This is a genomic window from Mycobacterium sp. (assembly GCF_032162105.1).
Taxonomy (GTDB): domain Bacteria; phylum Actinomycetota; class Actinomycetes; order Mycobacteriales; family Mycobacteriaceae; genus Mycobacterium.
The window spans coordinates 1-7,924 of record NZ_JAVRPS010000603.1; the positions used below are offsets into that span (position 1 = coordinate 1).

Consider the following 7,924-nt stretch of genomic DNA (forward strand, 5'->3'; position numbering starts at 1 on the left):
CGCAGCAGGATGCCACGGCCATGGGCCAGGCATTCGACGCCGCCCGCAACGACGACACCTTCTACCTTCCTCCGGAGGCATTCCAGACCGCCGACTTCCAGCGGGGCATCAAACTGTTCCTATCGCCCGACGGTCATGCCGTGCGGTTCACCGTCTTTCATCAGGGTGATCCGTTGAGCGAGGAGGGCATCTCGCACATCGAGCCGATCCGGGTCGCAGCTGCCGACGCCATCAAGGGCACTCCGCTGGAAGGGTCGACGGTCTATGTCGGTGGTAGCGCAGCCATGTACAAGGACATGCAGCAGGGCGCTGATTACGACCTGCTGATCGCGGCAGTCGCTGCGCTGATCCTGATCTTCCTCATCATGGTGGTGCTCACCCGCGCCGTGGCGGCCGCAGCGGTGATCGTCGGAACGGTGGTGCTGAGTTTGGGTGCCTCGTTTGGCCTTTCGGTACTGCTCTGGCAGCACCTCATCGGGCTCCCGTTGCACTGGATGGTGTTGCCGATGTCGGTCATCGTCCTGCTCGCGGTCGGCGCCGACTACAACCTTCTCTTGGTCTCCCGGATGAAGGAGGAGATCCACGCCGGGTTGAACACCGGAATCATCCGCGCAATGGCCGGCACGGGATCCGTGGTTACCTCCGCGGGCTTGGTGTTCGCCTTCACGATGGCGTCCATGTCGGTCAGCCAGTTGATCGTCATCGGTCAGGTCGGCACCACCATCGGCCTCGGCCTGCTCTTCGACACGCTTGTCGTGCGGTCGCTCATGACACCGTCGCTGGCAGCCCTGCTCGGGCGCTGGTTCTGGTGGCCGCAACGCGTACGTCCACGCCCAGTGCCGCAACCCTGGCCGAAGCGCGATCCAGTCGAGTCGCCACACGGCGCGGTGTCCTAGGGTCTCGGAGTCCTGGGCACGGGGCCGTGGTCGTGAACGACAGCGGGTCTGGCCCCATCGCCCAAACGTGGCCACGCGTGTCCCCCGATTGGGGGACACGACTTTCATCCGGTGTCTCCACCAGTCGCCCGACATACAGGCCGCCGCCGTCGAGACATAGTTGTTTCATCGCCGGAATCCACCGGAGGACAACCCGAAACTCACACTCACACAACAGGATTGAAGTAATGACCAGCATCACCCGCAAGCTCGTCCGCTATTGTGCTCTCCCGGCAGTGGCCGCAGGCGTCATCGGCGCCGCGGCGCTCGGCCTGGCCAGCATGGCCAATGCCGACCCGGCAGCCCCGGTCACCACCACCGCACCGGCACCGGTGGGCCCGGGCTACCAGTACTACCCGGACCACTACGCCACGCCTGCGCCGACCCAGGTCCCGGGCTGGCAGGGCCACCACGGCCCGGGGCACATGGACTAAACACGCCCAGCGCGCCCTCCCCGCAACAACAGGGGGAGGGCGTGTTCGTGTCTGAAGCTAGATCGCGGCGCCAGGATTGAGGATGTTGTCCGGGTCCAATGCCTGCTTGATCCGTCGGTTGAGCTCCATCGCCTCGGGACCCAGATAGCCCGCGAGCCATGGCCGCTTGAGTCGGCCCACGCCGTGCTCGCCGGTGATCGTGCCGCCAAGACCAACGGCCAGATCCATGATGTCGCCGAACGCCAGCTGGGCGCGCTCGGCCTCGTCGTGGTTGGTGGGGTCGAACACGATCAGCGGGTGGGTGTTGCCGTCGCCGGCGTGGGCGATCACCGAGATCATCAGGCTGTGTTGCGCGGCGATCTTCTCCACCCCGGACACCAGATCGGCCAACGCGGGCAACGGCACTCCGACGTCCTCGAGCAGCAGCGACCCCTTGGCCTCGACCGCGGGGATGGCGAATCGTCGCGCCGCCACGAAGGCTTCGCCCTCGTCGGGGTCGTCGGTGGAGTACACCTCCGTCGCGCCGTGCTCGGTGAACACGCGCGCCATGTACTCGGCGTCCTCGATGCCTGCGGGCCCACGGTCGTCGGTGGCGGCGACCATCATCGCGGCGGCCTTGCGGTCAAGGCCCATCTTCAGCTTGTCCTCGACGGCGTTGATCGAGACCGCGTCCATGAACTCCAGCATCGACGGCCGGATCTTGCCGGTGATCGTGACGACCGCGTCGGCCGCCGCGGCCACCGAGTCGAACGACGCCACCACCGTGCAGCCCCTGTGCTGCGGCGGCAGCAGGCGCAGCGTCACCTCGGTGATCACTCCGAGGGTGCCCTCGCTGCCGACGAACAACTTGGTCAGGCTCAGTCCTGCAACGTCTTTCAGCCGCGGGCCGCCCAGGCGCACCGCGGTGCCGTCGGCGAGCACCACCTGCATGCCCAGCACGTAGTCGGTCGTGACGCCGTACTTCACGCAGCACAGCCCACCGGCGTTGGTCGCGATGTTGCCGCCGATGCTGCAGATCTCGTATGACGACGGGTCGGGCGGGTACCACAGCCCGTACTCGGCGACCACCTTCTTGACCTCGGCGTTGAACAGGCCCGGCTGCGTCACGGCTGTGCGGGTGACGGGGTCGACGGAGATGTCGCGCATCCGCTCGGTGGACAGCACGATGCCGCCGTCCAGCGCGGTGGCACCGCCGGAGAGTCCCGTGCCCGCGCCGCGGGGGACGACCGGCACCTGGTGCTTGGTGGCCCACCGCAGGACGGTCTGGACCTCCTCGGTGCGACGCGGTCTGACCACGGCGATCGCGGTGCCCGCGTTCGGGTCGGCGGCGCGGTCCTGCCGGTATGAGGCGACGATGTCGGGGTCGACGACGACGGTGCCGTCGGGCAGTTCGGCGATCAGCTCAGCCAGCATGTCTGCGACCACGACTCGATGCTACGAGGTCCGTCACGGCACCAGCCACCAACGTCACGGCACCATCCACGACAGGACCGGCGAGGCCTGCAGTCCGGACAGGATGCACAGCAGGACCAGGAACCCCAGGCTCCACAAGATGACCCGGCGGAAGATGTCGCCCTCCTTGCCGTCGAGGCCGACCGCCGCGGCCGCGATGGCGAGGTTCTGCGGCGAGATCATCTTGCCGAGCACGCCGCCGGAACTGTTGGACGCGGCCATCAGGACGTCCGACAGCCCGGCCTGATTCGCGGCGGCGACCTGCAGCGCACCGAACAGTGAATTCGATGACGTGTCGGAGCCGGTGACCGCGACGCCGAGCCAACCGAGGATCGGCGACAGCAGCGCGAACGCCCCGCCCGCAGCGGCCATCCAAGTACCGAGGGTGATCGTCTGGCCGGACAGGTTCATCACGAACGCCAGCGCGAGCACCGTCATCACGGTCAGGATCGCCCAGCGGAGTTGATGCAGCGTCGTCCCGTATGCCTTGAGCGCCCGTGGCACCGACAGCCGCAGCACGATCATCGTGAGGACGCCGGCGACGAGCATCTGGGTGCCAGGAGTGGTGAGCAGGTTGAGGGTGAACTTGGTCAGCGTGGATGGGTCGCCGTCGGCATCGACCACATGCAGGCCGGGCCAGTTCCCCGCTAACGTCGCCTTGTCGAGCAGGTGCTTCACCGAGGGGATCTGGCAGATCACGAATACCCCGATGATGATCCCGTAGGGCGCGTACGCGCGGACGACGTCGACCCGCGAATCATGACGGGCATCGGCGTGCTCGACCCGCTGCGCGAATTCGGGCGACGGTTCGTCGGCCGCCGAACCCGATCCCCCGGTCGCTTCGCTCCTGCCCGCCGAACCGGCGACAAGGGCGGGTTCGGTGTACGCATGCCGGGGCTGCCAGACCCGCACCAGCAGAACCACCGCGGCGGCGGACAACAGCGACGCGACGACGTCGGCCAGCGGCACCGATACGAAGTTCGAGGTGGCGTACTGCGCGACGGCGAATACGACGCCGCAGACGACCGCCGCAGGCCAGGTCTCGCGGATACCGCGCCGGCCATCGACGATGGCAACCAGCGCCAACGGCACGAACAGCGCCAGGAGCGGGGTCTGCCGACCGACCATTGCGCCGAGCGTGTCGACGGGCAACCCGGTGACCTTGCTCAGCGTGATGATGGGCGTGGCCATGGCGCCGAACGCGACGGGTGCGGTGTTGGCGACCAGCGCAAGCACGGCCGCCTTCAACGGTCTGAAGCCGAGCGCCATCAACATCACCGAGGTCACCGCGACCGGGGTGCCGAACCCGGCGAGCGCCTCGATCAGCGCGCCGAACGCGAACGCGATGAGGATGGCCTGGATCCGTTGGTCATCGCTGACCTGGCTGAACGACCGCCGTAGCACGTCGAAATGTCCTGTCTCGACGGTCATCTGGTAAACCCAGATCGCGTTGATGACGATCCACAGGATCGGGAAGAACCCGAACGCGGCGCCCTCGGACCCGGCCAACAGGGTCTGCCCGACGGGCATTCCGTAGACCGCGACGGCGATCACGATGCTCACGGCGAGCGATATCAGCGACGCCACCCACGCGGTCACCTTCAACGCACCGAGCAAGACGAACAACAACAGCAGTGGCAGTGCCGCAACCGCGGCGCTCCAGGCGAGCGAGTTGGCGACCGGATCAAGAACTTGCTGGTACACAGGCTGACCTCGATTGTGACGTTTGACACGTTTGCATCCGGGTTACCCGCATTGCACACCGATGTAAACGCGGCGTTTCGAGAGGTACGCCTTGCGACGGCTCAGCTGAAAGCCGTTTGTCCGCAGCGCATCTGGCTACGCCTGCTCCGCGGGGCGGTCGAGGTCGCGCAACGAGGGCAGCCGTAGCGCAACCAGACCCAGCACCACCATCGGTATGGAGAGCGCGAGGAACGTCGTCTTGAGGCCCGCCGAGTCGGCCAGCGGCCCGGCGAGGATCAGCCCCAGCGGCCCGGCGGCATAGGCCAGCGAGCCCATCACCCCGACCACCCGGCCGCGCAGGTGCTGGGGCGCGCGGGTCTGCATGACGTAGTTGTAAATCGGCGCCATCGGCCCGTACACGAAGCCGACGACCGCGCACAACACCAGGATCACCGGCAGCGGCGGCAGGAACGCGATGATCGTCATCGCCATCCCCAGCGTCAACACCGCGACCAACATCGTGGTGCGCCGCTTCATGTACTTCGACATCACCGCGTATCCCAGCGCGCCGACCAGACCGCCGACCGACAGCGCCATCAGCACCCAGCCCAGTTGCGCGGGCTCGTTGCGGTCGGTGAAGTACTTGGGGAACAGGACTGACTCCATTGGCATGTAGAGCCCGGTCGCGGCGAGGTCGATGAACGCCAGCGTGCGCAGCACCTTCATGTTCCACACGAACGACAGCCCCTCGACCACCCCCGACCACACCCCGTCGGGCAGGGAGTCAAGGTCCGGCTTGCCCGCGCCCTCCAGGCGCAGCACCGCGATCGCGACGATCGAGAGCCCGAAGGCCCCGGCGGTCACCCACATGGTGTTGATGCCGCCCAGCGTGGTGATTAGCAGGCCGCCGATGCCAGGGCCGACGATGTAGGCCAGGTTGAACACCGCCTCGTAGACGCTGTTCGCGTGGTCCAGCGTCCAGCCGGCCCGCTTCGCCGCCTCGGGCAGCATCGTCTCGCGGGCGGTCATCCCGGCCGGGTCGAAGAATGCGCCGAGGGCGGCCAGGCCGCCCAACACCGCCACGTTGATCGCGTCCGCCCCAAAGGTCAGGGCGGTCACCGGGACCGCGGCGACCGACAATGCCGACAGCGCATCGGAGATCATCGACACCCGGCGCCGCCCGAGGTAGTCGACCGCCGCACCGGCGATCAGCGTGGCCACCAGCAGCGGGAGCGTCCCCGCCATGGCCACGATCGACGCGTCCAACGCGGACCCGTTGCGCTGCAGCACCAGCCAGGGAAAGGCGATCAGCGAAATGCCGTTGCCCGCCCCTGCCAACAGCGCGGCGAACAGGATCAGGTAAGTAGGTCCGCGCTTGGAGGCAGTCATGGGATATCGGGCCGAATCTAACAGCGGCGCCGTCCGGTCCGCGACGGATTTTCCGCGCCGTGCACAGTGTTGTGGTGAGGTTGCCGCATCCAAGGACGGGCGAACCCTTCGACTCGCCGGTGCCGGCGGGTACCGGGTGGCCGGGAGATCAGGCTGCGTCCGACACGGTGGTCGCGTCGACGGCGGCCCGGGTGCGGTCGGTGGCCAAGCGCAGCCGGGCACTCGACGATCTGAATGCGGCGATCAGCGTGTGCCGGGCCTGCCCGCGGCTGGTCGACTGGCGCGAGCGGGTCGCCGTGGAGAAACGCCGGTCCTTCGCCGCCGAGCCGTACTGGGGCAGGCCCGTGTCCGGTTTCGGCGCGGCCCGGCCCGCCGTGCTGGTCCTCGGTCTGGCGCCCGCGGCGCACGGCGCGAACCGCACCGGGCGGGTGTTCACCGGCGACCGCTCGGGTGACTTTCTGTTCGCCGCGCTGCACCGGGCCGGCCTGGCGAGTTCGGCGTTGAGCGCGGACTCCGCGGATGGCTTGGCGCTCAACGACACTCGCGTGGTGGCCGCTGTGCGGTGCGCCCCGCCGGACAATGCGCCGACCCCCGCCGAGAGGTCGACCTGTGCGCCGTGGCTGGATGCCGAATGGCGGCTGATCGCCCCCGACGTGCGCGTGATCGTCGCGCTCGGCGGGTTCGCGTGGCGGGCGACGCTCGACATGGTCCGCGCGGGTGGCGGCGCCGTGCCCGTACCGCAGCCGAAGTTCGGGCACCTCGCGATGGCGAAGCTCGGCACGACGACCGGCGACGTCGACCTGATCGGCTGCTATCACCCCAGCCAGCAGAACACGTTCACCGGCAGGCTCACCCCGGCGATGCTCGACGACGTGTTCGAGCAGGCCCGCCGCATCGCCCACCCCTAGCGATTCGTGAGCGCTTTCGTTCGGTGAGCGAGCGGAAACGCGCCCAAAATCGCAGGAAGGGGAACGTTTGGGGCCGCGACGGCGTTCACCCTCACGTGCGACTTTCCGTCCTCGACCTCCTCCCCGTCCGCAGCGACCAGACCACCTCCGACGCGCTGGCCGCGACCGTTGGGGTGGCGCAGACCGCCGATGCGCTGGGTTACACCCGTTACTGGGTGGCCGAGCACCACAACATGCCCGCGGTCGCGGCCACCAGTCCGCCCGTGGTGATCGCCTACCTCGCCGCGCAGACCCACCAGCTTCGCCTTGGCTCGGGCGGCGTCATGCTGCCCAACCACGCGCCGCTGGCGGTCGCCGAGCAGTTCGCGCTGCTCGAAGCCGCGGCGCCTGGCCGCATCGACCTGGGCATCGGCCGCGCGCCGGGCTCGGACCCCGTCACGTCGATGGCGCTCCGCGGCGCTGCGGGTCGCGACGACACCGACATCGAGAAGTTCCCGCAGTACCTCGACGACGTGGCTGCGCTGATGAGCGCGACGGGCGTACACGTGTCGCTGCGGGGCCGAAACCTGATGGACCAGAACTACGTTCTGAAGGCGACGCCCGCGGCCGCCAGCGAGCCGCGGCTGTGGCTACTCGGCTCGTCGCTCTATTCGGCGCACCTGGCCGCCGCCAAGGGTCTGCCGTACGTCTTCGCCCACCACTTCTCGGGCCAGGGCACCGAGGAGGCACTGGCCGTCTACCGCACGGAGTTCAGGCCAAGCGACCTGGCAGGAGAACCCACCACGTTCATGACGGTCAACGCGTCGGTGGCGCCCACCCGCGCCGAGGCCGAAGCCCTGATGCTGCCGAACCTGCACATGATGGCCTGGCTGCGCACGGGCCAGCCGCTGCGTGCGCTGGACCTCGTCGAGGACGCGCAGGGCATCGAACTGAACCACCAGCAACAGGCCATCGTCGATGCGGGTCTGTCCCGCGCCGTCATCGGTTCACCGACCCAGGCCGCCGACCAGGTGCGCGAGTTGGCCGAGCATTTCGGCGTCGACGAGGTGATGGTCAACCCCGTCGCATCCGCGTACCGCGGCGTCGACCCGGCGACCGCGCCGGCCCGCGAGCGGACGCTGGA

At 68.4% G+C, this 7,924-nt stretch carries 7 protein-coding genes; 4 read left to right on the top strand and 3 right to left on the bottom strand.

Features of this window, described 5'->3' with window-relative positions:
* On the top strand, nucleotides 1-896 hold an 896-nt coding region (locus QOC69_RS30775), incomplete at its 5' end, for an MMPL family transporter (protein ID WP_526446297.1).
* Nucleotides 897-1,123: 227 nt separating this feature from the next.
* Nucleotides 1,124-1,369, top strand: coding sequence for a hypothetical protein (locus tag QOC69_RS30780; RefSeq protein ID WP_526446298.1), 246 nt, complete (start codon nucleotides 1,124-1,126; stop codon nucleotides 1,367-1,369).
* Between the two features lie 57 nt (nucleotides 1,370-1,426).
* Here QOC69_RS30780 and QOC69_RS30785 read toward each other — a convergent pair whose 3' ends face one another.
* From QOC69_RS30785 to tap, 3 genes are all read right to left on the bottom strand, one after another.
* Nucleotides 1,427-2,794: an FAD-binding oxidoreductase gene (locus tag QOC69_RS30785; protein ID WP_526446299.1), complete on the bottom strand. Its 1,368-nt coding sequence runs from the start codon at nucleotides 2,792-2,794 to the stop codon at nucleotides 1,427-1,429.
* Nucleotides 2,795-2,836: 42 nt separating this feature from the next.
* Entirely contained in the window at nucleotides 2,837-4,525 is a 1,689-nt protein-coding gene (locus tag QOC69_RS30790; protein WP_526446300.1) for an L-lactate permease, read from the bottom strand.
* Nucleotides 4,526-4,660: 135 nt separating this feature from the next.
* A complete protein-coding gene (tap, locus tag QOC69_RS30795) occupies nucleotides 4,661-5,893 on the bottom strand; it encodes a multidrug efflux MFS transporter Tap (RefSeq protein WP_526446301.1) in 1,233 nt (410 codons plus the stop codon).
* 74 nt (nucleotides 5,894-5,967) lie between these two features.
* Between tap and QOC69_RS30800 the strand changes: the two genes are divergently transcribed.
* Nucleotides 5,968-6,801, top strand: coding sequence for a uracil-DNA glycosylase (locus QOC69_RS30800; protein WP_526446302.1), 834 nt, complete (start codon nucleotides 5,968-5,970; stop codon nucleotides 6,799-6,801).
* Between the two features lie 95 nt (nucleotides 6,802-6,896).
* Nucleotides 6,897-7,924: LLM class flavin-dependent oxidoreductase (locus QOC69_RS30805; RefSeq protein WP_526446303.1), on the top strand; the 1,028-nt coding region annotated here is incomplete at its 3' end.

Bases quoted from the DNA above. Each gene is read 5' to 3' on its own strand.
- QOC69_RS30780 (WP_526446298.1), top strand. From the start codon at position 1,124: ATGACCAGCATCACCCGCAAGCTCGTCCGCTATTGTGCTCTCCCGGCA.
- tap (WP_526446301.1), bottom strand. From the start codon at position 5,893: ATGACTGCCTCCAAGCGCGGACCTACTTACCTGATCCTGTTCGCCGCG.